At 72.2% G+C, this 23921-nt stretch carries 17 protein-coding genes; 10 read left to right on the forward strand and 7 right to left on the reverse strand.

The window, feature by feature from the left end:
- Positions 1–182 precede the first annotated feature (182 nt).
- On the reverse strand, positions 183–2030 hold the full coding sequence (locus JGS39_RS16615) for a fatty acyl-AMP ligase (RefSeq protein ID WP_219569881.1): 1848 nt from the start codon (positions 2028–2030) through the stop codon (positions 183–185).
- A gap of 170 nt (positions 2031–2200) precedes the next feature.
- Between JGS39_RS16615 and JGS39_RS16620 the strand changes: the two genes are divergently transcribed.
- Positions 2201–2842 (forward strand): TetR/AcrR family transcriptional regulator, encoded by a 642-nt coding sequence (locus JGS39_RS16620; RefSeq protein WP_219569882.1) that lies wholly within the window; start codon positions 2201–2203, stop codon positions 2840–2842.
- 64 nt (positions 2843–2906) lie between these two features.
- Here the strand turns inward: JGS39_RS16620 and fabI are convergent, their stop codons facing one another.
- Together fabI and JGS39_RS16630 are read right to left on the reverse strand one after the other, a co-directional pair.
- Positions 2907–3686: an enoyl-ACP reductase FabI gene (fabI, locus tag JGS39_RS16625; RefSeq protein WP_219569883.1), complete on the reverse strand. Its 780-nt coding sequence runs from the start codon at positions 3684–3686 to the stop codon at positions 2907–2909.
- Positions 3683–4540, reverse strand: a complete 858-nt coding sequence (locus JGS39_RS16630; RefSeq protein ID WP_219569884.1) for an alpha/beta hydrolase — start codon at positions 4538–4540, stop codon at positions 3683–3685. Before JGS39_RS16630 ends, fabI begins: the two co-directional genes overlap by 4 nt.
- Before the next feature lie 148 nt (positions 4541–4688).
- Between JGS39_RS16630 and JGS39_RS16635 the strand changes: the two genes are divergently transcribed.
- The 9 genes from JGS39_RS16635 (at position 4689) to JGS39_RS16675 (ending at position 13784) form a co-directional block, all read left to right on the forward strand.
- A complete protein-coding gene (locus JGS39_RS16635; protein WP_219569885.1) occupies positions 4689–4862 on the forward strand; it encodes a hypothetical protein in 174 nt (57 codons plus the stop codon).
- On the forward strand, positions 4859–5809 hold the full coding sequence (locus JGS39_RS16640) for a hypothetical protein (protein ID WP_219569886.1): 951 nt from the start codon (positions 4859–4861) through the stop codon (positions 5807–5809). The genes JGS39_RS16635 and JGS39_RS16640 overlap by 4 nt, the downstream gene beginning before the upstream one ends.
- Positions 5806–6156 carry a ferredoxin family protein gene (locus JGS39_RS40910; protein WP_219569887.1) on the forward strand — a complete coding sequence of 117 codons (351 nt, stop codon included), beginning with the start codon at positions 5806–5808 and terminating at the stop codon, positions 6154–6156. Before JGS39_RS16640 ends, JGS39_RS40910 begins: the two co-directional genes overlap by 4 nt.
- On the forward strand, positions 6140–7924 hold the full coding sequence (locus tag JGS39_RS16650; RefSeq protein WP_219569888.1) for a fatty acyl-AMP ligase: 1785 nt from the start codon (positions 6140–6142) through the stop codon (positions 7922–7924). The genes JGS39_RS40910 and JGS39_RS16650 overlap by 17 nt, the downstream gene beginning before the upstream one ends.
- A complete protein-coding gene (locus JGS39_RS16655) occupies positions 7921–8187 on the forward strand; it encodes a MoaD/ThiS family protein (RefSeq protein ID WP_219569889.1) in 267 nt (88 codons plus the stop codon). The genes JGS39_RS16650 and JGS39_RS16655 overlap by 4 nt, the downstream gene beginning before the upstream one ends.
- Before the next feature lie 7 nt (positions 8188–8194).
- Complete coding sequence (locus JGS39_RS16660; RefSeq protein WP_219569890.1) at positions 8195–9049, forward strand: acyl-CoA thioesterase family protein; 855 nt, start codon at positions 8195–8197, stop codon at positions 9047–9049.
- The gene (locus JGS39_RS16665; RefSeq protein WP_219569891.1) at positions 9046–10773 is read left to right on the forward strand and encodes an acyl-CoA dehydrogenase family protein; all 1728 of its coding nucleotides are present in this window, start codon (positions 9046–9048) and stop codon (positions 10771–10773) included. The genes JGS39_RS16660 and JGS39_RS16665 overlap by 4 nt, the downstream gene beginning before the upstream one ends.
- A 399-nt stretch (positions 10774–11172) precedes the next feature.
- Entirely contained in the window at positions 11173–11400 is a 228-nt protein-coding gene (locus tag JGS39_RS40915) for an acyl carrier protein (protein ID WP_264302716.1), read from the forward strand.
- Positions 11397–13784 carry an acyl-CoA dehydrogenase family protein gene (locus JGS39_RS16675; protein WP_308120463.1) on the forward strand — a complete coding sequence of 796 codons (2388 nt, stop codon included), beginning with the start codon at positions 11397–11399 and terminating at the stop codon, positions 13782–13784. Before JGS39_RS40915 ends, JGS39_RS16675 begins: the two co-directional genes overlap by 4 nt.
- Before the next feature lie 69 nt (positions 13785–13853).
- On the opposite strand, the gene JGS39_RS16680 is transcribed toward JGS39_RS16675, so the two are convergent.
- From JGS39_RS16680 to JGS39_RS16695, 4 genes are read right to left on the reverse strand one after another with little or no spacing between them, the layout of a single operon-like run.
- Positions 13854–14288, reverse strand: a complete 435-nt coding sequence (locus tag JGS39_RS16680; RefSeq protein ID WP_219569892.1) for a nuclear transport factor 2 family protein — start codon at positions 14286–14288, stop codon at positions 13854–13856.
- 51 nt (positions 14289–14339) lie between these two features.
- Positions 14340–15524, reverse strand: a complete 1185-nt coding sequence (locus tag JGS39_RS16685; protein ID WP_219569893.1) for an FAD-dependent monooxygenase — start codon at positions 15522–15524, stop codon at positions 14340–14342.
- Between the two features lies 1 nt (position 15525).
- The gene (locus tag JGS39_RS16690; RefSeq protein WP_308120465.1) at positions 15526–22830 is read right to left on the reverse strand and encodes a non-ribosomal peptide synthetase; all 7305 of its coding nucleotides are present in this window, start codon (positions 22828–22830) and stop codon (positions 15526–15528) included.
- Between the two features lie 50 nt (positions 22831–22880).
- Positions 22881–23873 carry an acyl-ACP desaturase gene (locus JGS39_RS16695; protein WP_219569894.1) on the reverse strand — a complete coding sequence of 331 codons (993 nt, stop codon included), beginning with the start codon at positions 23871–23873 and terminating at the stop codon, positions 22881–22883.
- Positions 23874–23921 lie beyond the last annotated feature (48 nt).

Below are 23921 nucleotides of genomic sequence, written 5' to 3' on the forward strand. Positions count from 1 at the left end.
TCAGACGGTGTCTTCAGGAGTGCTCCGGCCGGGGATTCGGCAGGCTCGTTCGCAGGCATCCGGGCACCCGCCTTCGCAGACTCGTTCGCAGGCATCTGGGCACCCGTCTTCGCAGGCTCGGTCTCGGGACTTCTTCAGTGCGGGCCGGCATCGCGGGCCGGACAGGACCTCACGGACACGGGTCAGGACATCGGGCCGGCCGGACCGGCGGCCGGCAGCGGCTCACCGACGGTGTCCAGGGTTCCGTCGAGGTAGGCCGTCCTGCAGACCTTGCGCTGGATCTTGCCGCTGGACGTCTTGGGGATGGTGCCGGGGCGGATCAGGACGGTCTGCCGGAGCGAGAGGCCATGGGCCTCACCGATCACGCCGCGTACCGCCGCCTCGATCTCGGCGCACCGGGAACCTGTCGTCTCCGTCGTCTCCGCCACGACTACGGGGTGTTCGCCGCCCGTCCCGTCCTCGACGGAGAACGCCGCGATGCAGCCCGGCCGGATCGCCGGATGGGCCGTCTCCACCGACAGCTCCAGGTCCTGCGGGTAGTGATTGCGCCCGTCGATCACCAGCAGGTCCTTGAGCCGCCCGGTGACGTACAGCTCCCCGTCCCGCATGAAGCCCAGATCGCCGGTGCGCAGGAAGCCGTCCCTGCCGTCCTTCAGGCAGGCCCCGAACACCTCCCTGGTCGCCCGGACGTTGCGCCAGTAGCCGCCCGTGACGCTCTCCCCGGCGACCCAGATCTCACCGATCTCACCCTCGGGGCACTCCTGTTGCCGCTCGCCGTCGGCGATGACGACCGTCAGACCCGCGCCCGGCGGGCCGCAGCTCACCAGGTCCCCGCCCGCCGCACCGCCCGACCGCGCTTCGGACCCGGGCCGCCCGGCCGTCCTCGGCTCCCGTCCCACCGGCCCGCCGCTCACCATCAGGGTCGCCTCGGCGAGCCCGTAGCCCGGGTGCAGCGCCTCACGGCGGAACCCGGCCGCGGCGAAGGTGTCGGCGAACCGCCCGAGTGTCGCGGCCCGTATCGGCTCGGCCGCGTTCAGCGCCACCCGCCACCGGCTGTTCAGCGACACCCTCGGGCGGTTCGCCGACACCTTCGCCGCGGCCCGTATCGGCTCGGCCGCGTTCAGCGCCACCCGCCACCGGCTCAGATCGAGGCGGTCGAGGAGCTCGGGGGTGGCATCGCGCAGACACAGTTCGTACGCGAAGTTGGGGCCTCCGCTGGTGTGCGCCCGGTACCGCGACACCGCGGTCAGCCAGCGCTCGGGCTGCTGGAGGAAGTGCAGCGGGGAGAAGAGCGTGGAAGTCCCGCCCATGTAGAGGTTGTTCAGTACGGGCGCGATGAGCCCGAGGTCGTGGTAGACGGGAAGCCAGCTGACATAGAGCTCGCCTCCCCACTCCTCGACCGTCTCGGGCGTGTGCCCCATGCCCCGGGACAGGACGCGCTGGTTGTCCATCAGGTTCCGGTGGGTCACCATCACCCCGCGCGGCGCGGAGGTGGAGCCCGACGTGTACTGCAGGAAGGCCACCGAGTCGGGCGCGATGTCGCTCTCCCGCCAGGAGGCCTCGGCCTCGTCCGGGATGTCCTCCGTCGCGATGCGGAACGCGGTGTCGAGTTCCGGCAGTTGGTCGGCCATGGCTTCGAGCGCGGAGAGGATCTGTCCGGTGCCCAGGACCGCCTTGGCGTCCGCGTCGGCGATCAGGCGCCGTATCCGCCCGAGGGCGCGCCGGCTCTGCGACCGGCCCTGCGGGGGCAGCCCCGGCACCGCGACGATCCCGGCCGACAGGCAGCCCAGGTAGGCGGCGATGAACTCGAGGCCCGGCGGGTAGAGCAGGACGGCCCGGGATCCGGCGAGGCCACGCTCCTGCAGGTGGCCGCCGATCGCCCGGGAACGCCGGGCCAGCCGGCCATAGGTCCACTCCTCGGCCCCGCCGTCGCAGTCCCCGTCGGTCAGAAAGCGAAAGGCGACCCTGTCGGGCTGCGCCGACGCCTGCGCCAGCAGCACGTCGACCATGGAACGGAACGGCCCGGCCATCCTTTGTCCTTCCCCCCGGCACGACACATGAACAGCGGACAGCGAACTGACAGCACGATCGTTCGTCCATCTACACCCTTACATACTGACCGCACGGTCGTCTACTTAATCGGTACAATGGACTCCGCGGCGGCACCAAGAGGGTCTGGCCCAGGGGATTGGCAGAGGGCATGGCAGAGACACACACCGACGGGCGGATCGCACGCGGGAACCAGACGCGGCAGCTGGTCCTCAAACGTGCTGTGGAGATCGCCTCCGTCGAAGGTCTGGAGGGGCTCTCGCTGGGACGCCTCTCGACCGAGCTGAAGCTCAGCAAGAGCGGCGTGTTCGCCCTGTTCGGCTCCAAGGAGGACCTGCAGCTCGCCACGGTCCGGGCGGCCATCAAGGTCTACCTGGAGCACGTCGTGCAGCCGGCCCGCGACCTGCCCCCGGGGCTCGACCGCCTGTGGCAGGTGTGCACCGGCTGGCTCGACTACTCGCGGCGGCGGGTCTTCCCCGGCGGCTGCTTCTTCTACTCGGTCACGGCCGAGTACGACGCCCGCGAGGGCAAGGTCCACGACACGCTCGCCTCGGCCCGCGCCAACTGGTTCACCTTCGTCGAACAGACCGTGGGCGAAGCGCAGCAGTCGGGCGAGGTCGAGAAGGAGGCCGACGCGGCCCAGCTCACGTTCGAGCTCGTCGCGCTGATGGAGATGGCGAACGCCGAATCCGTCCTGCACAACGAGTTCACCTGCTACGACAAGGCATCCAAGGGCATCCTGAACCGCCTGCGCGCCGTGGCGACCGACGCATCGATGCTCCCCGCCTCCTGACCCCACGACGACCCTCCCCCCGCCATGGCGGCAGCGGGGCGTGGAGGGGCCGCCGCGGACGGCCTCATGCCCCGATGGCGTGCACCCCTCCGTCGACGTGCACGATCTCGCCCGTCGTCCGGGGGAACCAGTCCGAGAGCAGCGCGACGACTCCACGGGCCGCCGGCTCGGGGTCGGACAGGTCCCAGCCGATGGGCGAGCGCGTGTTCCACACTTCGCGGAACGTCTCGAACCCCGGGATGGACTTGGCCGCCATCGTCTTGACCGGCCCCGCCGCGACCAGGTTGCAGCGGATGCCCCGCGGCCCGAGATCCCGGGCGACATAGCGCGAGGTGGACTCCAGGGCCGCCTTGGCCACCCCCATCCAGTCGTACGCGGGCCAGGCGGTCTGCGCGTCGAAGTCCAGCCCCACGATCGACCCGCCCCGCTCCTCCATCAGGGGCAGACAGGCCACGGCCAGGGCCTTCAGCGAGTACGCGGACACCTCGACGGCGGTCGCGACGGAATCCCAGCCGGTCTCCAGGAAGTTGCCCCCGAGCGCGTCCTGCGGCGCGAAGGCGATGGAGTGCACCACACCGTCGAGGCGGGCGTCCTGGCCGACGCTCTCCCGGATCCGGTCCGCGAGGCTGTCGAGGTGCCCCTTGTCCTGGACGTCGAGCTCGATCAGGGGCGCCGGCCGGGGCAGGCGCTTGGCGATGCGTTCGACCAGGCTGAGCCGGCCGTACCCGGTGAGGACCACCTCGGCGCCCTGCTCCTGGGCGAGCCGGGCGGTGTGAAAGGCGATCGAGGACTCCATCAGGACCCCGGTCACCAGAACGCGCTTGCCGGCGAGTATTCCGCTCATCCCGTTGCCACCTCGGTCTTCCGTCCGGCCTCCGTGACGTCGGAGGTCATGAAGTTCGCTATTTCGTCGACGACTTGGGGCGCGCCGAGAATGCGCCGGTGCCCGAACCTGCGGGTCGTGACCAGGCGGGCACCGAAAGCCTCGGCGACCCGCCTCCCCTGGCCGGCGTCGACCATGCCGTCCTCCTCGTCATGGATGACGAGAAGCGGGATCCGCACGCTCGCGGCCTCGTGGAAGACCGAGAAGCGGGTCCACATGTCCGCCTCGCCCGGGTACACATCCCGTTCGATACGCCCCCGGAGCTCCTCCTTGAGATGCGGCTCGAGCCCCATCCCGGTGCTGAACGCGTCGACGAGGTACGTGAAGTCGGGGACCGTGCTGATCGCCACGATCCGGCCGGCGCGCACCCCGTGACGCAGGGAGAAGAAGGTCGCGGTGACACCGAAGGAGTGCGCCACGACAGCCTCGAAATCCCCGTGCACACGGTGGAGTTCGGTGATGATGTCGCGGTACTCCAGCAGGGTCGTGGAGTCTCCGGTGGCCTCTCCGTGGCCCGGCGCGTCGAAGGACACCGGGCTGTAGCCCAGCTCCAGCAGCCGGGCGACGGCCTTCGCGTAGCGCGATGCCCGCGACTCCCAGCCGTGGACGAGGAGCACCGGGCGCTCGCCGCTGCCCCAGCGGTAGACGACCGCCACCTTGCCGTTGACGGTCAGCTCGCTCGTCCGCGCGCTCTCGATGGCCGCGCGCTCGTCGGGCCGGGTCCTGCTGCGGCCTTTCGGCCGCCGGAAGAGATCGAAGACCTCCTCGCCCCTGTCACTCAGGGCCGCACCTACGACTGCCGTAGCGGGATCCATTCCACGCCCTCCAGATCGATCATCATGCGGCGAGATGTTAGCACGATCGTTCGCTCATATTTACAGCCGGCACGCTCACGGGACTAGAAAACTGCACGGACGGTCGTGCTAACGTCTGCCCAGTCCACTCTCCCCCTTGGAGGTCGGTATGACGCTCCCGCACCCCTCTCCCCGCACGGGCGAAGTGATCGACACGGGCCCCGGCCCGAACCAGTGGATCAAGGACCATCTGGACGGCCTGATCGACGCGCAGCTCCTGACGGACTGCCCCGCGCCCGTCCCCGCCACCACACCGGAGCTCGAGAAGGGGCTGCTGCCATGACCGACGCGGACACCACGGAGCGCATCGGCATCGCCGTCGCCTCGGGCATGCTCAAGGGCGTGTACAGCCACGGAGTGCTGTCGGCCTTCGAGGCACGCGGGCTGCGCGCGGACGTGTACGGCACCGCCTCGTCCTCCGGCCTGTCCGGTGGTCTCGCCGCGACCGGCCGGGCGGTGGAGGTCGGCGTGGACTACTGGATCGGCGCCGCCCGGGCCGCGACCGAGAAGGGCATGAGCAGCGTCGCGCTCGACAGCATCAAGGAGCACGGTCCCGCGATGCGCGAGGGGCTCTTCCGCCCCGGGGCCCCCGAGTTCCTCCTCGCCACCAGCAAGGTCACCAACGCGGAGGCGGCGGAGGTCACCCAGGGCCCGGAGGCCAAGGCGCTCGGCAAGCAGCTCCTGCGCAACATCTTCACCGGGGACCGGAGCTGGGTCGAGAAGAACCTGTCCGCTGCCGTGTTCTCCTCCCACGCCGCGGCCGGTGGCGCGGAGCTCCGGCTGACGGCGGACAACTACGAAGCGGTCTCCTACGCCTCGACGCGCATGCTGCACGCCTGGGCCGTGCCCGCCGAGGTCGACGGGGAGGCCTACGTGGACGCGTCGTACACCTGCGCCTGTCCGGCGCGGGAGGTCGCGGCCAAGGGCGTCGACGTGCTCATCGCGATCGGCAGCGACCCCTTCCCGCTCTTCCGCGACCTGTACGCCTCCGAGGAGATCGCCGACGGCTCCGTCCTGGACGAGGCCCGGGTCCTGGTGATCAAACCGGACGACGACCTCAAGCTGCTGGGCGTCGACTACGCCGCGGCGACCCCGGAGGGCCTGGTCAAGGCCTACGAACTCGGTCTCGACGCCGGACACCTCTTCCTGGACCGGCACGCCGGACTGCTCACCGCGGCCGCCGCGGGGCAGACCGTCATACCGGACACGGCCGTGAAGGACCTGCCGTGACACATGTGGTCACCGAGCAGTGCGTCCACTGCAAGTTCACGGAGTGCATCACCTACTGTCCCGTCGCCTGCTTCCGTGAGGGCGGGACGTTCCTCGTCATCGATCCCGAGGAGTGCATCGACTGCGGGAACTGCGTCGAGGCGTGCCCCGCCGACGCGATCTACCCGGAGGACGAACTGCCCCCCGAGCTCATGCCGGCCCTGGAGTGGAACGCCCGGCTCTCGGCCGGACTCCCCCTGGCCACCACGCGCGTGCAACCGCTGCCCGACGGCGAGAAGTGGCTGGGGATGCCCGGCAAGTGGGCATCGCTTCCGGCGGAACAGGCTCCCGGTGTTCCCAGCCGGTGACCACAGCCTCGCCTCGCTGCTGCGTGAGCGGGCACAGCGGCAGCCCGATGTCGTCGCCTACCGGTTCGTCGGCGAGGACGGATCGGCCGAGGAGATCACCTACGGCGAGCTCCACCGGCGGGCCCTGGCGGTCTCGGCGAGCCTTCTGGAAGCCACCCGGGGGCGGCCCGACCCGGCGCTGCTGCTCTTCGCGCCGGGCCTCGACTACCTCGCGGGCCTGTTCGGCTGCTTCTGCGCGGGCGTGCCCGCGGTGCCCGCGTTCCCGCCGGACCCGGCCCGCCTGACACGTACGCTGCCGCGGCTCGCCGCGATCATCCGGGACACCGGATCCGATGTCGTCCTGACCACCTCGGACATCGCGCCCCTGATGACGGACTGGCTGGCGACGACGCTCGACGGCCGCGCTCCCCGCCTGATCACGACCGACGCCCCGGCCGGGGCGGACGCCGGGATCGGCGCCGAAGGGCCGTCTCCGGCGATCCCTCCGGACCGCCTCGCGCTGCTCCAGTACACCTCCGGCTCGACGGCGCTCCCACGTGGCGTCATGCTCAGCCACGCCCAGCTGCTGGCCAACTGCCGGGAGATCGAGCGCGGGTTCGGAATCCACCCGGGCAGCTCGGGAGGCCTCTGGCTGCCGCCGTACCACGACATGGGACTGATCGGCGGCCTCCTCACCCCGCTGTACGCCGGGATACCGGTGACGCTCATGTCGCCGGTGACCTTTCTGCGCCGCCCGCTGTCCTGGCTGCGCATGCTGTCCCGGTACGGCGCGACGATCACCGGAGCCCCGAACTTCGCGTACGACCTCTGTGTCCGGCGGGCGACGGACGACGATGTGGCGGGCCTCGACCTGTCCGGCGTCGAGCTCTCCTTCACGGGTGCCGAGCCGGTGCGCCCCGAGACGATGGCACGGTTCACGGAGCGCTTCGGACCGAGCGGCTTCCGGGGCGAGTCCTTCTATCCCTGCTACGGCCTCGCCGAGGCCACGCTGTTCGTGACCGGCGGCAAACCGCTGGACGGCTGGCGCTCGGTGGAGGTAGCCCGGGACGCGCTGGAGACACAGGGCACGGCCGCACCCGCCGGACCGGCACAGAGCTCCCGTTCGCTGGTCGGCTGCGGCCACCCCGGCCCCGGCACCCGGCTGCTGATCGCCGACCCGGACACCCGTGAGCCGCTGGCGGACGGCACGGTCGGCGAGATCTGGGTCGACTCGCCCGGTGTCGCCGACGGCTACTGGCGGCGCCCGCAGGAGAGCGCCGAGACGTTCGGCGCGACGACGGTGACCGGGGACGGCCCGTACCTGCGCACCGGCGACCTCGGGTTCGTCCGCAGCGGCGAGCTCTTCGTGGCGGGACGCCTGAAGGACCTGGTCATCGTCAACGGCCGCAACCTCGACCCGGTCGACATCGAGCGGGTCTGCGAGGCCGGGGTCCCCGGAATCCGCCGCAACTGCGGAGCCGCGTTCGCGGTGGAGGACACCGCGGGAGGAACCGAGCGGCTGGTGGTGGTCTACGAGGCCGACGCCGGCGACGAGGAACGGTACCGGGCGGCCGTCGACGGCATCCGGCGGGCGGTGTCACGGGAGTTGAGCGTCCCGCCGCACGCCGTCGTCCTGACGGCGCCGCGGAGCATCCCCAAGACCTCCAGCGGCAAGGTGCAGCGCTGGCTGGCGCGCCGGGCCTACCTCGCCGGTGAACTCCAGGAACTCGCCCGCTGGCAGGCACCCACCCGCAACAGCAACGGCACCGACGAAGGGACCGGCCGGTGATCATCAAGGTCAGGGGCGTACTGCTCCGCTTCACGGAGTACGAGAACGAGATCGAGGTCGGCGGCGGGACCGTGCGGGCCGGTCTGACCGCGCTGACCGAGCGCTATCCCCGCCTGGGCGAGGTGCTGCTCGACCGGACGGGCGAGGTGCGCCCGACGCATCTGATCGCCCTCAACGGCGAACGGCTCACGAAGAACGAGTTGGAGCGCGCCGCCGCCGAGGACGACCGGGTCGACATCGTCACCGCGGTCTCCGGCGGCTGAGACCGCGATGCCACGCAGCTCCACGTACGAGGCCGTTCTCGACGCGAGCCTCTTCACCCCGGCCCAGTTGCAGCCCACCGCCGTCGGACGGCTCGCCTTCCAGGCGGGCACCCGCTGGATGCGCGACCACGTGTGCAGCCACCGCACCCTGGTGCATGAGCACCGGGTCGGATTCGTGCTGTGGTCATGGCAGTTGGAGTACGTCCACCCGCTGCGGTTCCTCGACGCCGACGAGGCGCGCGTCGAGGTGACCGCGCGTGTCCGCGGCCCGCGCGCCTCGCAGCTGGAGGTGGAGATGACCCTCGAAGGCCCGTCCGGTGTCGCGGTGCGCACGCGGGCCGCTTCGGTGCCGCTGCGGCTCAGCGGCGACGAGGCGCTCTCCGGCGCGCCCCGGCTGCTGCCCGACGCTCTCGCCGGCGCCTTCCACGACGACGAGACCGAGCGCACCCCGCACCGTTCGCGGATCCGCGCCATGCGCGCCGGGTTCGCGCGGGACGGCGAGCAACTCGCCTCGGGGAGAACGCACTTCCGGGTGCACCGGCACCACTGCGAAGTCGCCGACCAGTGGTACTGGGCCGAGACGCTCGGGTTCGCCGCCGGTGCCCGCGAGGAGCTCGTGATGCGGCACGGCAAGGCGCTTCCCGGGCTGCGACGCGCGCTGGCCGCGCCGCTGCGCCGGGTGGACGTGACATGGCTGCGCGCCGGCCAGTTCCGGGATCTGTTCGAGCTCCGCACGACCGCCCACCAGGTCGGGGATGAGCTCGCGTTCGTCCATGAACTGTGGCTCGCGGATGACGAGGGCGGGATCGGGAGCGGGATCGAGGACGGCGGACCGTACGCCGTCGTGGTGGAGCGCATATGACCTCGTCGGCCGGACCCACGGACGCACTGTCCACGTTCGACGCCGCGGCACACCTGGAGCAGGCGCTCGGCTGCCCCTTCGACCCGGGCAGCGGCATCTCGCTCGCCGAAGGTGTCCGGGCCGACGAGCTGGAGGCGGAACCCACCGCGTCCTACGAGGCCGCCTGGTCGGCCGGCCTGCACGAGCAGCTGGTCCCCGTGTCCGAAGGCGGCCGGCTCGGCTCGTTCGAGTCCCTGATGGGCGTGGTGCGCGCGACCTCGCGGCGCGATCTGGCGGTCTCCGTCGGTCTCGGCTCGACGCTCCTCGCCGCGACCCCGGTATGGGCCTGGGGCGACGACACCCAGCGGAGCAGGGTCGCCGAGCTCGTCCTCGGCCGCGCCCGGGGCACCGCCGGCATCAGCGAGGAGGCGGCCGGCAGCGACCTGCTCGCCACCGGCACGCGCGCGGTCCCCGCCCCCGGCGGGTATGTGCTCGACGGAGAGAAGTGGCTGGTCGGCAACGGCCGGTGCTCCTCGTTCGCCACCGTCCTCGCCGCATCCGATCCGTCGTACGGGCTGTTCCTGCTCGACTTCGACGCCCTCGACGCCACCACCGTGAAGCGGCTCGACAAGGTACGCACCCACGGGCTGCGCGGCCATGACCTGAGCGGCTTCGCCCTCAGCGGCTGCCAGGTCGGCGCCGGGGCCGTGCTCGGCCGGCCCGGCCGCGGCATCGAGATGGTCTCCGGAATGCTGCAGTTCACCCGGACCCTGGTCGGCGCGAGCAGCCTCGGCGCGGCCGACACGGCACTGCGGATCGCGCTGCGCCACGCCCGTGGGCGGATGCTCTACGGCCGCCCGGCCCTCGCCATGGCGCCGGTCCGCTCCCTGCTCGCCCGGGGCTTCGCCGATCTGCTGGTCGCGGAGTGCACCGAGCTGTCCGCCGCGCGCGGTCTCGACGTCGCGCGGCAGCGCATGGCGCTCTGGTCCGCGGTGGCCAAGTACGTCGTGCCGCAGCTGTGCGTGGACACCGTGACCGCGTGCGCGGAGGTGCTCAGCGCACGCGCCCACCTGCGCCAGGGAGCCGCGGGCGGCGCCTTCCAGAAGCTGCTGCGCGATATCGCGGTCACCCCGGTGTTCGAGGGCACCGAACTGGTCCAGCTGGACACGGTCCGGGCCCAGTTGAGCGGTGCGGCCCGGCGCCGCCGGTCACCCGCGACGCTGCCGCTTCCGCTGCTCTTCGGGTTCGGCGAGCCGGTGGTGTCGCCCGCGCCGCGGGAGCTGCGCCCCTCGCTCACCTTCGGCGGCGCCGACGAGGTCGTCGACCTCCTGGACGAGGCGGTCGAGGAGCTGGCCGACGATCCCCGGCTCGCCGCCCTGGCGCGAACGATCCTGCGGGTCCGTGACGAGACCCGGGAGGAGTTCGCCGGGCTCGGCACCCTGCGGACGGCCGAGGCCTACGAGGCCGCCCGCCGGCACTGCCTGGTCCACGCGGCGGCCTGCTGCGTCCACACCTGGCTCCAGCGCCGTGCGGCGCTCGGCGGCCTGGCCACCGAGCGGGCCTGGCTCTCGCTCGCGCTGCGCCGCGTCGTGGCGCGGCTCGGCCTGCCGGTCCCGCCCGACCCGGAGGCCGAGGACGTGCTGGTGCGCCGGCTCGAAGAACTCGACGACGAGGACCGGGCGTTCTCCCTCGTACCGATGCGGCTCGCACCGCAGCACCGTGATCCCACGCCCGACCGAAGCTAAGGGCTGTCCCGCAATTCCTGGTGGATCAGCGCACGGCGTCAGATGCGGTGCATCGCAAGGCGGAGAGGCGCCCGCATACTGGATGTATTCGGGCGTTTCGACAACGCGGCGAGGTGCCGTAGCTGTCGTCGTGCGCCCGCCAGGAATTGCGGGACAGCCCTTAGGGCCTGTCGTTCGGGTCATGCCGGGCTCGCGGGCCCCGGCTCGCGCATCTGCGGCGTTGTCGTCGGTCGCCGATGCTCCGCAGTGACTCCCCTCCGCCTTGCGGCTGCACGCACCGGACCCCGCTCCCTGATCCGGCCCGACCCAAACAAGAGACCCTAGGAGTAAGCCATCACCACCGCGCGCACCGACCCTGCGGACCCCGCGACCGAGCCCCTCTCCACCTGGCTGTCGTCGCTGATCGCCGATCTGCTGGGCCTCGACGAACCGTTCCCGGCCGGCCTGCCGCTGGGCGAACTGGGCATCGACTCCCTCACCGCGGCCCAGCTCTCCGTGGAGGCCGAGGAACACACCGGTGTCCATGTGCCGCTGACCCGTTTCCTCGGCGACGAGACCCTCGACGACATCGTCCGGGCCCTGGCGGACGCCCCGGTCCCCGGCCCGGCGGCCGGGGCGACCGCGTGACGGCCCGGGCCCGCGCCGCCGATGTCATGAACCGGGGTGGCGAGAACCGCCACGGACCGCACCGCACCCTCGACGCACAGGTGGAGGAGGTCCGGTCCGAGGCCCGGCGCAGGTTCGCCGGATTCGTGCTGGACGTCGCCAACCCAGGCTCGCACTTCCGTAACCACGCCCGCCGGCCGCTCGACAACCGCGTGTTCGAGCAGGCGGGCGAGCTCGGCCTGATGCGGTTCTCGTTGCCGGCCGAGGCCGGGGGCGACGGACGGGACAAGCTCGCCTGGGGTGTGGTGGTCGAGGAGATCGCCCGTCTCTCGCGCGATCCGGGATTCGCCGTGCTGCTCGACATCACCGTCGAGATCACCGAGCTGATCCTGTCCAGCGGAACCCCCGAACTGATCGAGCGCTATGTGCCCGACCTCGTGGCCGGCCGGCGCTTCGGCGTGCAGGGCGCCTACGAGAACCGGGACCCGTACGACTACACGTCCACCGCGCGCCTCGAAGGCGACACCTGGGTGCTCAACGGCGCCAAGCGGTTCCTCGCCGGGGCCGCGTTCGCCGACCTGTTCATCCTGTTCCTGCGCGACGAGGCGTCCAACGACATGCTCGCCTTCGTGGTCGAGAAGGACGATCCGGGTGTCACCCCGGTCCCGCTCGACACCATGGGCCTGCACACGATGGGCCTGGGCCAGGTACTCCTGCACGACGTGCGGCTGCCGCCGTGGCGGCTCGTGTGGCGGGCCGACGCGCTCAGCGAACTCAACACGTACGCGCGCATCCGCCGCACGATGAGTGCGTGCGGGGTGCTCGGCGCCCTGGACGCGGTGGTGGAGAACTGTGTGGAGTCACTGGCCGCGCGCAGGCGCGGCGGGCGCCCGGTCCTCGACTACACCAATGTGGAGCGCTCGGTCGGCGAGATGCACATGCTGCTGCAGAGCGCACGGGCGAGCGTCTACCGGGCGCTGGACGGCACCCGCTCGGCCGCCCGCGACCCGCACTTCGACGAACTCGCCACCGTCGCCAAGCACCGGACCGCCGAAAGCGCTTTGCGTGTCGGCCAGTTGGTGATGGGGCTCCAGGGCGGCGAGGCGTACATGGCCACGTTCCCGTGGGAACGCTTCATGCGTGACGTCCTGGGTCTGGTCTCCGGTCAGGGTTCCCAGGAGACGCTCCTCATCCAGCTGGGCCAGCGTTCGATCGTCGGCCTGGAGGGAAAGCGGGTGCGTCAGGAGGCCGCCGAGCGCATGGTCGCCCGGCTGGCTGACTCGTGGTGGGCGCTGCACGCCGCCGTCGCGTTCGACGGGCCCGGCGAACCGGCCGGCCCCTTGCGCGAGGTGCTGTCGGCGGCGGGCCTCGAAGCCGTCGGTCCGGGCCCCCGTGCCGAGGCGGCCGCACTGCTCGGCCGCGCCCACACGCTGTGGGCCGCGGTGTGTTCCGGGGCGGCGCCCGACGCCCTGCCGCAGGGACCCTCGGACCTCCTCGGCGGGCGGCTCGCGGAGCCGGCCGCGCAGGCGTGGGCGCTGCTGGCGTGTGCCGTCGCGGAACGGACCGGGCTGCTGGCCCGGCTGCTCAGGCCGTGCACGGCGAAGGAGGCCGCCGGGACCCTGCCCGTGGGCCTTGCCGAGGGGCTGCTGGAGGTTCTCGCGGACGCGGCGCTGGTACGGCGGGACGGCGAGGGCCGCTATGTGGCCGCCGAGGGCCTGGAGCGCGTGCTCATAGGCGGCCCGCGCGCCTCCGCGTTCGCCGCACGGCTGCGGCGCGCGGTGACCGGGGGCGCCCGGCTCCGGTCCGGGGCGGGGACCCCGCAGGACGAGCCGGCTCCCGGGTGCGGCGGCGAGGCACCGGCGCTCGCGGAGGCCCTGGTCGACTCCCTGCTGGGACAGCTGGAAGGACTGCCCGCGATGCTGGATCTGCCCGGTGCGCGGGTCGGCTGTGCGGCCGGTGACGGAGGCCGGTCCGCCGTCGAGCTGTCGCGCCAGATTCCCGGACTTCCGGTACTCGCGCTGGAGCCCCAGCAGTTGCCCGCTCCCACACCCTGCGGGCAGGTACGGGTACGGGTCGGTGATCCGGCCGGCTTCGAGGAGGACGACCGGCTCGCGCTCGTCTGGCTTCCCGTCGCCGGGCTGCCCGGCGACGGTCTGCGCCCGGCCGTCGCCGCCGGCGCTGCCGCGCTGATGCGCGGCGGGTGGATCGTCCTGCCGTGCCCGCTCCTGCCGAAGCGGCCTCTGGGGGCAGCGGCGGTACACCTCGGCCTCGCCGTCACGGGCGGGACGGCGCCCGCGGACGGTGAGGTCGAGGGCCTGCTGCGGGCTGCGGGCCTGGGCCATGTCCGTACGGCCTGGGAGGACCATGCCCTCGGTATCAGGCTGATCGCGGCCCGCCGCCCGTGACACCGCCGCCGGGGCGGCGGATGGCAGAAGGAGTCCGCTCCGGCCCGGCCGGGCCGGAGCGGGTCCGTCTCAGGCCCGGCCGAAGAGGGTCCGTCCGAAGTACTCGGTGTCGAAGTACTCCCGCATGCTCCGGATCTTTCCCTCCCTGACGGTGAACTGCGCACTGATGTCCAGGACGTACGGGGCACCGTCGCGGGTCGTGGCCCGGGTGACGCACTCGACCGAGACCTCGTCGCCCTCGGCGATCACGTGGAGGATGTCGACCGCGTACTCGGCCGTCGGGTCGAAGCGCTCTCCCATGGGGATCAGGAACTTCTCGGCGATCTCGCCCAGCCCGGTCCAGGTCCCCGCCACCGGATGGCTGCCGGGTATGCGGTAGACGGCGTCGGCGGCGACGACGCCGGAGATCACCGCCGCGTCGCGCTCACGCAGGCCCTGGAGGTAGCGGTGCACCACGCTCTTGGCGTCGAGGGCTTCCTGGGTTCGTTCGGCGGCCTGGGTCATCGGTTCTCCTCGGGTTGTCGCTGATCGGTCGTGCGGGCGGCGAGTGCTTCGTCAGTTCGCCGGGGCGTCATCCAGCAACTGGGGCGTCAGGGCCCGCTGGAAGGGCTTGAACAGCACGGACTGGGGTGCGTGGCGCAGATACAGGTCGCGCACGACGCGCAGGGCGGGGTTCTCCAGCTGCTCGAAGCCGCCGAACTTGCGGGAGACCTCGACCATCTCCCGGGTGCGCTCACGCCGCAGGTTCTCGTACCTGCGCAGCGAGGCGACGGTGTCCGTGCCCGCGGCCAGGCACTGGGCGAGGACCACGGCGTCCTCGATGGCCGTGCTGCCGCCCTGGCCCAGGCTGGGGAGCATCGGGTGTGCGGCATCGCCCAGGAGGGTCACCGGGCCCTCGCCCCAGTTCTCGAGGAACGGGCGGTCCTGTGCCGGTACGGCGACGATGTCCTCGGCCGGGGTGGTCGAGATGGCCTCGCACACCTCGTCGGCCCATCCGGCGTAGGCGCGCACGATGGGGTCCTTGTCGCCGTCCCAGCCGCCGGCCGCTTCGGCCGACATGTTCAGGGTGCCCCACCAGTAGGCCCGCCCCTGGCCCACGTCGTGGATGCCGAAGCGCTTGCCGAGGCCCCAGTAGTGGGCGTTGAACCCCTTCGTGATCTTCGGGTGGGCGAAGGGGGTGACGGAGAGCCAGCAGAGGAATCCGCCGTACCGGGGGCCGCTGTCGTCACCGGTACGCCGGCGGCGCACCGCGGAGTTGATGCCGTCGGCGCCGATCAGGAGGTCACCGGTGGCTTCCCTGCCGTCCTCGAAGCGGACCCGTACGCCGTCCCCGGTGATCTCGTACCCGGTGGCGGCCGCGCCCACCTCGATGGGCATTCCTCCGAGGGCGTCGAGCAGGGCGGCCTGCAGGTCGCCCCGGTACATCGCGACGCTGGGCGCGCCGAGCCGGTCGCCGGCGGTCTCGACCGGCAGGGACCGCAGGGTCCGGCCCTTGTCCGTCATGATCCCGGTGTGCAGGATCGTCTGCCCGCGCTTCTCCAGACCGAGGTCGATCCCGAGGGCGCGCAGGGCAGCCACGGCGTTGCTCATCACGGAGATACCGAATCCGGCGGGGCGCAGATCGGGTGCGCGCTCGTACACCTCCACGTCGACGCCGACCCGGCGCAGGGCCACGGCGGTCGCGAGCCCTCCGATGCCGGCTCCGATCACTATGGCCCGGGGGCTGGTTCGCTGTGCCACGTCAGTGTCCCTTCTCTGCGGTACGGGGAGCGGGCACCTGGCCCGCGGGGTGCGGATCGCCGCCGCTCCCGGTCCGCGCCAACTTGCCTACGATGTTTGCGACTTCGGCCACGTGCGGCTCCTCCATGAGGGAGAGGTGGTCGCCCGGCACCTGAATGACCTCGACCCGGCCGGTGGTCATGCTGTGCCACCCGTTGGCGGGGTCCTTGTGCTGCGTACTGCCCGCGCCGTGCATCGCGTGGAGGACCTGCGGCAGCGGCTCGACGGCCCGGATCAGGGTGACGTCGTCCGCCACCGGTCCGGGCCGGTAGTGCTGTGTCGCGCGCCAGTTGGCCTCGTACACCCCGAAGAGGCGCCCGACGAGCGAGCCCTTGCTGTCGGCGGGCAGGATGCCCTCGTCGGCGGCGACTGTGGCGATGAAGTCGAACTTCTCCTCAAGGGTGGTGAGTTCGGCGGGAATGGCCTCCAGGGGAGAGTCGCCGCCACGGCCGAGCAGCAGCAGTTCCCAGAAGAACCAGCCGAGCAGCGCCTCGTCGGTGAACGCCCTGTGCTGATCCGCCGGGCCGAGGGCCACGGTGTCCAGGAGGATCACCCTGGCGACCTCATGCCCCGCGGCCCGCAGCTGTCGCGCCATCTCGAAGGCCACGAAGCCGCCGAAGGACCAGCCGCCGATGACGTACGGACCCTCGGGCTGGACCCGGCGCATGGCGGCGACGTAGTGCGCGGCGATCGCCTGCATCGTGCGCAGGGGCTCGGTGCCCGGGTCGCCGCCGGACGCCTGGAAGGCGTAGAGCGGCTGGTCGTCCGGCAGATGACGGGCGAAGGGTACGTAGCAGAGCACGTTGCCGCCCATGGGGTGGACCAGGAAGACCGGCGGCCTGCTGCCGGCCCGGCGGATCGGCACCAGCGGGTCGAAGCCGGGCGTGGCGCCGCCCTTGCGCAGCAGCCCCGCCACCGCGGCCACCGTCGGCGCCGTGATGAAGGCGGATATCGGGATCGGGACGCCGTACCGCTGCTCGATCAGCACGACGAGCCGCATCGTGGTGAGGGAGGTGGCGCCCAGCGTGAAGATGTCGTCATGGACACCGATCCGTTCGAGGCCGAGGAGTTCACCGAGCATCTCCACCAGGGTTCGTTCGTACGCGTCCCGGGGTTCGTCGCCGTCGCCGGCGGTCGGCCTGGTCAGCGGCCGGGCCCGCAGCGCCTTGTCGTCACGCTTGCCGCTCGGGGTCAGCGGCAGCGCGTCCAGCCACTCGAAGTGCTGCGGGACCATGAACTCGGGCAGCAGCGAACGCAGTTCGGTACGCAGGACGTTCAGGTCCGTCCGCTCGGCGTCGCCGGAGAGGAAGGCCACCAGTCCGGTGCGTCCGTCCGCCCCGCTCCGGGCGACCACCGCGGCCTGCCGGACGTCGAGGCCCGGGTGGCGTGCCGCGAGGCCGATGAGGGCGACCTCGGCCTCGGCGGGCTCGACGCGGTAGCCGCGGATCTTCACCTGGGTGTCGGCCCGGCCCGCGTAGGCGAGGACGCCGCCGGGCAGGACGCGTCCCAGGTCACCGGTTCGGTAGGCGGTGACCTCGCCGTCGGGCCCGGAGATGCGCACGAACCGTTCGGCAGTCAGCGGGGCGGCCCCGAGATAGCCGTCGGCGAGCGCCGCTCCGGTCAGGTACAGCTCGCCCTTCACACCCGTCGGAACGGGGCGGCCCAGCGGGTCGAGGACCCGTACCCCGGCGCCGGTGACGGGGGTGCCGATCGGGACGAGTGCGGGAAAGCCTGCCGGGTCCCCGGTCATGGTGTGGCGGGTCACCACGTGCGACTCGGTGGGCCCGTACTGGTTCTCCAGGATCGCTCCCGGCAGCGCGGCGACGAAGGCCCGGATCTCGTCGGTGACCCTCAGCTGCTCACCGGAGGACACGATCACACGCAGCGCTCGCGGGACGATGCCGAGGGCCCCGGACGCCTCGGCGAGCTGCTGCAGCGCCACGTACGGCAGGAAGATCCGTTCGACGCCGGCCTCGTCGAGCAGGCGCAGCAGCGCCGGCATGTCGCGCCGTTCCTCCTCCGTGACCAGGCGCAGCGTGCCGCCCGCGCAGAGCGTGGAGTAGATCTCCTGGAAGGAGACGTCGAAGCTGAGCGGCGCGTACTGCACGGTGGTCCGGCCGGCGGAGGCGCTCTCCGCCCGGATCTGCCAGCCGATCAGGGCGGCCAGGGAGCGGTGGGGCATCACCACGCCCTTGGGGCGGCCCGTGGAGCCCGAGGTGAACAGGATGTACGCGGTGCTGTCGGGGCCGATCGCGTCCGGCAGCACTCCCGCCTGCCCGTCGGTGGTGGCTGCCGGCTCCGGGCCGAAGAGCGACTCCGCGGCCAGCAGCAGTTCCGGGTCCGGCAGGAGTGCCGCGTCCGCCGTGCGGGCGATGATCCGGAACGGCTCGGCCTGCTCCACCATGGCGGCGATCCGCGCCTCGGGGTAGGCGGTGTCCAGCGGCACACAGGCGGCGCCGGCCCTGGCGGTGCCGAGAATGGCGGCGACGGTCTCCGGTGAGCGGTCCATCGCGATGCCGATCCGGGCGCCGGGCCGGGCCCCGAGGGCGGTCAGCCGGCGGGCCACCCGCTCGGCGGACGCCCGCAGTTCGCGGTAGGTCCAGGTGCGGTCGCCCGTGGTGACGGCGGGTGCGTCGGGGTTCCGGTCCGCCTGCCGGTCGAAGAGCCGTACGACGTCGTCGGTGAATGCGTCGGCGGTGGGGGTCGCGCTCTGCTGCGTACCGGCCATGAACGCGAAGTCGGGTGGCTCGCCGGGGCCGGTGACGAGGCTGCGCAGCACCTCGGTGTAGGTGTCCCCGAACAGTTCGGCCTGGGCCGGGGTGATGCTGTGGCCGTCGCCGTCGATGCGCAGGCCGATCGTGCCGTCCTGCGGATGGAGGAAGGCGTTGACCAGGAGCTGGAAGTCGGTCTCCTCCCACGTCGTGAACTCCTCCAGACGCACGTCGGGAAGACGCAGCACGTCGGAGAGCACATGGAAGTGCACGTAGTTGAACGCGGTGTGCAGGACCGGGCCTCCGCCGTGGTCCGCCTGCATGGCGCTCAGCGGGTAGCGCTGATGGGCCTGGCCCTCGGACTCCTGGCGGTGGAGCTCCCGGACCACGTCGAGCCGGCTGCCCCCGGCCCCGTCGGCGCCGAGGCGTACCGGGACGGTGTTGAGGAAGAGGCCCACCATGCGTTCGGCGTCCGCGTACTCCGGCCGCCCGTGCGTGATCACGCCGGTGGTGAAGTCGTCGAGCCCGGAGAACAGCCGCAGCGTCAGGCAGTGGGCGGCCAGCAGCACGGACTTCAGCGGCAGGGCGTGCTCCCTGGCCAGGGCACGGACCTGCCGGGTCAGCCCGTCGGGCAGCACGAGCTGATGGACCACCTGTGCCTCGCCGCGCGGCGCTTCGGACGGTGCGAAGCCGTCGAGCCGGAGCACCTCCGCTCCCGCCAGGCGCTGCTGCCAGTACGCGCGGGCGGCGGGGTCCGCCTCCGCCTCGCGTTCGCCGCGCACATGGTGGGCCGCGGTGGGCAGTTCGCCGTCCGGGACCGGGGCGATGTCCGCGCCGAGCGTGTGCAGGTAGTCCTGGAGGAGCTCCCGCAGCAGGTTCGCGACGCTTCCTCCGTCGAGCAGCGCGTGGTGGAAGCTGAGGACCAGGTCGACGCCGTCGTCGTGCACATGGGCGCGGAAGAGGTAGAGCGGCGGCCGGTTGAACGTGTACGGGTGGAACCGCCGTTCCTCGATGTGCCGGCGGATCTCCGCCTCCGCTTCGGCGTCCTCGCGCCCCCGCAGGTCGGCGATCTCCAGGCCGCCCGGCGCGCTCGTGTGCACGATCTGGAGCGGCTCGGTGAGCCCGCCGAGGTCGAAGGAGGAGCGCAGCGCGGGATGGCGGGCGACCAGACGCGCGAAGGCGTCCTGGAAGCGTGCCTCGTCCCACTCCATGGCCAGGCGGTACCGGAAGACGTCGTGGTAGACGGCGGAGCGCTCGTCCCGGCGGCTGTGGTAGACGAGCCCCAGCTGCAGCCGGGTCAGCGGCCAGGCGTCGGCCGCGTCCCCGAGGCGCGCCCGGTCCACGTGCGGGACGAGCGCGAAGGGGACCGGGCCGGCCGCGGGCCCGGACGCCTCGCTGGAGTGCGCCGCGAGGCCGGCAACCGTCGGGTTCCGCACGAGGTCGCTCAGGGAGAAGTGGACGCCCTGGCGCTCGGCCAGCGCGCGGATGCGGAGCATCAGGAGGGAGTCGCCGCCGAGGGCGTAGTAGTCGTCGTGGATCCCGACCTGCCGCACCCCGAGCACCTCGGCCCAGACCGCGGCGAGCACCGCCTCATTCCCGTTACGGGGCGCCGCGCCCGGCTCTCCGGCGGGCTCGGCGTCCGGGGCGGCGAGCCTGCGCCGGTCCAGCTTGCCGTTGGGCGTCAGGGGGATCGCGTCGATCCGCCGGAACCGCCCCGGGATCATGACCTCGGGGAGTTCCTCGGCCAGCCGGCCGCGCAGGAACGCCGTCTCCAGCTCGTTCCCGGACACGTAGTGGCCGACCAGGAACGTGCCTCGCCCCGGGGCCGTGTGGTCCGTGACGGCGGCGTACCGCACGCCGGGTATGCGGGACAGGGCGTCCTGGACCTCGCCCAGCTCGATGCGGTTGCCGCGGATCTTCACCTGCCCGTCGATCCGGCCGAGGTACTCCAGGGTGCCGTCGCCCAGCCAGCGGGCGAGGTCGCCGGTGCGGTACATCCGGCCGCCGTCGACGAAGGGCGCCTCGACGAACTTCTCCCGGGTCAGTTCGGGCCGGCCGAGGTATCCGCGGGCCAGGCCGACGCCGCTGACGCACAGCTCGCCCGGCACGCCCACGGGCTGCGGCTCGCCGCCCCGGTCCAGGACGTGCAGCTCGATGTTGTCGATCGGCCGCCCGATGGGAACCCGTGGGACGGCGGGCCCGTCCGGCGCGGGACAGACCTGCGCGGAGACGTCGACGGTGGCTTCGGTGGGCCCGTACAGATTGACCAGGACGGGTGCGCCCTCGCCGCCGAAGACCCGGTGGAACTGCTCCACGTGGCCGGGGGTCAGGGCCTCGCCGCTGCAGAAGACATGGCGCAGCGAACCGGCCCGGGCGCGCAGCCCGTCCGACTCCTCCAGCAGGTCGAGGAAGGGTCCCAGCATCGAGGGCACGAAGTGCGCGACGGTGACCCGCTGCTGTTCGACCGTGTGCAGGATCTGCCGCGGGTCCTTCTCGCCGTCCGGCGGCAGCAGCGCCACGGAGGCGCCTTCGACGGCCCACCAGAAAAGCTCCCACACCGATACGTCGAAGGAGACGGGCGTCTTCTGCAGCAGGACGTCGTCCGCGCCGAGCGGGAACGCGCGCTGCATCCACGCCAGCCGGTTGATCACCGAACGGTGCTCGACCATCACGCCCTTGGGGCGTCCCGTCGAGCCCGAGGTGTAGATGACGTAGGCGAGATCGCGGGCGCCGGCCCCGGCCGCCACCGCGTCCGACGGGCCTTGCAGCAGCTCACCGACCGGGCACACCTCGGTTCCCTCGGGCACCGGTACCCCGCTGTCGGCGGAGTCCGTCACCACGGCCCTGGCGGCGCTGTCCTCCAGGATGAAGGCGATACGCCGCGCGGGATGTCCCGGGTCCACCGGGACGTACGCCGCACCCGACTTGAGGATTCCGAGGACGGCGGCGAGCATCCGGGGGCCGCGCTCCATCAGTACGGCGACCCGGTGGCCGACGCCTGTCCCCCGCGCCCGCAGTGACCGCGCCACCTGGTTGGCCATGGCGTCGAGTCCGGCGTAGCCGAGCGCTTCCCCGCCCTCCGCTCCGTGTACGGCGGCCCTGCCGGGGTACCGGGCGGCCTGCTCCTCGAACAGGGTGTGCAGGGTCGTGTCGTCGGCGAACGGGATGCGCGGGCCGCGGGTGAAGCCCTGGATCTCGTCCTGCTCGCGCTCGCTGAGCATCAGCAACTCACCGGCGGGCCGTTCGGGTTTGTCGAGCCCGTGGGCGATCAGCGAGGTGAGGTGCTCGACGAAGGACTCGACGGGCAGGTCGGCGTCGAACACATCGGTGGCGTAGCGCAGTTCGACGTGGAGCTCCGACCGGCCGCGGGTGCCCACGACGCTGACGACCAGCGCCTCGTCGTCGTGCGGAGGCGCGGTGAACGCCGCTCCCCCGCGTACCACGCCGTCGAGGTCCAGCGGCTTGCGCAGGGTCATGTAGGTCAGCGTGACGTCGAAGAGCCGGCGCTCCCGGGAGCCGTCGGCCGGCAGCTCCCGCAGGACGTCCCCGATCGGCAGCCGCTGGTGCTGCTGCAGCAGGCCCACCGCGTCCTGGACGCCGGTGGCTATCGCGGCCAGGGGCTTCCCGTCGGGGACCTCGACGCGCAGGGGCAGCGTGTTGGCGTACTGGGCGACCGCGGTCAGCTCCGTTCTGCTGCGCCGGTTGAGCAGGGGCACACCGATCACCGCTTGCTCGGTGCGGTGCACCCGGGCGAGCCAGGTGCCGAGCGCGGCGGCGAAGAAGGCGAAGGGGGTGCTGCCGCTCTCCTTGATGCGGTCGGCCACCGCTCCCGGCAGGGTGAACGTGTGGAGTCCGGTGGCGGGCCCGCCGTCCTTGGTGCGCCGGGTGAAGAAGCGGGGTTCCGCCGCCGCGAGTTCGGCGCGGTGGAAGGCCCGGTCGTCCTCCTGCTCCGGGGAGCCGAAGTAGGCGTCCCGGCCGGTGACCGCGGTGAGCACCGACGGGGCGGCGCCCCGGTCGCGGGGTTCCTGGCCGCGGGACCGGCGGGCGTAGTCCTCCATCACCTCGGTGTGCAGGATCTCCGCGCCCCGGCCGTCGACGAGCAGGTGGTGCCCCATCAGGAACAGGTGGAGCGCATCCGCGCCCTCCCGCAGCAGCGCCGCGCGGAAGAGCTTGCGGCGCCGGAGCTCGAACGGGGTGGCCATGGCCTCCTCGCGCCAGGCCCGGCATGCCGCGGCCGGGTCGGGCCCGGCGGAGAGGTCGACCAGGTCGACAGCGGGCGCCCCGTCGTCGGTCAGCGCGTCGGCCATCCACTGCCGTGGCACGCCGTCGAACTCGTCGAATCTGAGCCGGAAGGCGTCGTGCCGCTCCAGGGCGCGGGTGAAGCACGCTCTCAGCAGCTCGCCGTCGACGGCGCCCGTGAACCGCTCGAAGACGGCCCCGTTGAACTGCGGGGTGCCCGGCGTCCGGGACTCCGCAAGCCAGATGTCACGCTGGTACGGCGACAGCCGCACGTTCTCGGTACTGATGACTTCCCCCTGGTCCTGTACGGGTGCCACGCAGGGCACACCGACACCTTCCGGGCGCGACCGGTCCCGGATCTTGTCCGTCAGACAGCGACGGCGGCCGCTCGCTTGGCCCGTGAGGCACGGATGCCTTCGCGCCGGTCCGTGAAGGACGTGGCCTGGCTGTCCAGCCGGGCCACGAACGCGGCGAGTACCTCGCGTGCCGCCTCGCCGGCCGGGCCGAACCCGCCGCGCTCGAACACACGCAGATTGCGCAGGATCGGCATCACCACGCTGTCGTGGTGCAGCCGCAGGTCGTAGATGCCCGCGATGGCGATCTCCGCGGACTTGCGCCCGAAGTCCTTGATCGTCGAGCCGGGCATCTCGAACCCGGTCACGACATCGCGTACGGCTTCCATCGCCTTGTCGGGAGCGAGCTCGAACGCGGCGTCGACCAGGTTCCGGTAGAAGACCATGTGCAGGTTCTCGTCCGCCGCGATCCGTGCGAGCAGTGCGTCGCAGACCGGATCGGCGCTCACATGTCCGGTGTTGCGGTGCGAGATCCGGGTGGCGAGCTCCTGGAAGGAGGCGTACGCGATCGCGTGCAGGGCACTGAAGCCGTCGGGGCGGTCGTATCCCGCCGACATGTGTGCCATCCGGGCCCGCTCCAGGGCCCTGGGGTCGACGGCCCGGGTTGCGAGGAGGTAGTCGCGCAGGGCGATGCCGTGCCTGGCCTCCTCGGCCGTCCAGCGGTTGACCCAGTTGCCCCAGGCCCCGTCCTTGCCGAACTCGGCCACCGCGAAGTGGTAGCCGGGCAGGTTGTCCTCGGTCAGGAGGTTGACCACGAGCGAGGTCCGGGCCACCTCCGGGAGCTTCGCCTCGTCCTGGGTCCATGCCTCACCGCCGAGCGGCCCCTCGAAGTCCCGGCCTTCGCCCCACGGGATGTACTCGTGCGGGAACCACTCCTTGGCGACGTCCAGGTGGCGGTGGAGATTGCTTTCCACCACGGGCTGGAGCTCGGCCAGCAGGGAGCTCTCGGCCCGAGCTGCGGAACGGTCCGAAGGGTCGGGACGGGCGGAAAGGTCGCTGGATGGCATTGCGCTCTCTGTTCGTCTCGTCAGTCAGGAAGGGATGGAGGCCGGGCG

The organism is Streptomyces poriferorum (genome assembly GCF_019399235.1).
GTDB lineage: Bacteria > Actinomycetota > Actinomycetes > Streptomycetales > Streptomycetaceae > Streptomyces > Streptomyces poriferorum.

Coding starts and splice junctions, on each gene's coding strand:
- JGS39_RS16640 (WP_219569886.1), top strand. CDS start 4,859: ATGACCGACGCGGACACCACGGAGCGCATCGGCATCGCCGTCGCCTCG.
- JGS39_RS16620 (WP_219569882.1), top strand. CDS start 2,201: ATGGCAGAGACACACACCGACGGGCGGATCGCACGCGGGAACCAGACG.
- JGS39_RS16660 (WP_219569890.1), top strand. CDS start 8,195: ATGCCACGCAGCTCCACGTACGAGGCCGTTCTCGACGCGAGCCTCTTC.
- JGS39_RS16695 (WP_219569894.1), bottom strand. CDS start 23,873: ATGCCATCCAGCGACCTTTCCGCCCGTCCCGACCCTTCGGACCGTTCC.
- JGS39_RS16630 (WP_219569884.1), bottom strand. CDS start 4,540: ATGGATCCCGCTACGGCAGTCGTAGGTGCGGCCCTGAGTGACAGGGGC.
- JGS39_RS16635 (WP_219569885.1), top strand. CDS start 4,689: ATGACGCTCCCGCACCCCTCTCCCCGCACGGGCGAAGTGATCGACACG.
- JGS39_RS16665 (WP_219569891.1), top strand. CDS start 9,046: ATGACCTCGTCGGCCGGACCCACGGACGCACTGTCCACGTTCGACGCC.
- fabI (WP_219569883.1), bottom strand. CDS start 3,686: ATGAGCGGAATACTCGCCGGCAAGCGCGTTCTGGTGACCGGGGTCCTG.
- JGS39_RS16680 (WP_219569892.1), bottom strand. CDS start 14,288: ATGACCCAGGCCGCCGAACGAACCCAGGAAGCCCTCGACGCCAAGAGC.
- JGS39_RS16615 (WP_219569881.1), bottom strand. CDS start 2,030: ATGGCCGGGCCGTTCCGTTCCATGGTCGACGTGCTGCTGGCGCAGGCG.